Origin of the sequence: Pseudomonas sp. D47, from assembly GCF_045447305.1 — a bacterium.
Lineage (GTDB): Bacteria > Pseudomonadota > Gammaproteobacteria > Pseudomonadales > Pseudomonadaceae > Aquipseudomonas.
In genome coordinates, this window is sequence record NZ_JBJGXU010000164.1 from 1 (window position 1) to 732 (window position 732).

Sequence of the window (732 nt, forward strand, 5' to 3'; positions counted from 1 at the left end):
CTATACCGAACCAATTACCCCTTCAACCAAGCAGCACCGACTACCCCAAATAGATCTGAGTAAGGCAAATGCGAAGCTAACGCACAGGCATCAGAGTGGCGAACTTGAATGAACTACAGCGTGATGACTGCTTAGCCACGATCCTTCCTCAGCCATAGCGTGATACTGCCATGAGAGGGTCAAATACCAGTGACGGTGGACCTCGGCTCAGCTTGTGGCGCTGATCCCGTGACTGACCCGGATACAGCGCCGCGATTGACCTGGTACTTGCCCGATTGAGAGAGGAAGCCTAATTGGTCTCTGAATGAGACTGGATGGATCGAGGTCCATGACAAGAGGTGTATCACCCATCGATAGATGGCATATGGACTTTAAAACCAAAGGGCATACCGCGACCATCTCAGGTACAGCGACCGCATCATCCAGTTACTCACCAGATCAAAGAGGGTTCACCAAGTCGGCTTGCGCAACTGCCCCTTACGTAGACACCGAGCACCTGCAGGCTTCACTCTCAAGTGCTGCGTATCCTCGTCTTTGGCCAGATAGTGCATGGCTTTGTGTACCTTGCTTCGGATATGGCCATCATGCCCATGGATCAGACCGATGCCTAGATCATCTCCATAATGCTCCTTCTTAGCGTTACAGCTGTAGTAGTAGCCCATACCGCCAGTCACACTCGCCCACAGCCGACCGACCTGCCGGGCCTTGTAGACATCGCTATGCACCTTCGTA

Annotated in this window: 1 pseudogene; it reads right to left on the minus strand. The window is 52.9% G+C overall.

The annotated features are described in order from the left end of the window. Nucleotides 1-449: 449 nt before the first annotated feature. Nucleotides 450-732: pseudogene (locus tag ACI77I_RS32060) on the minus strand (hypothetical protein); the annotation flags it as partial.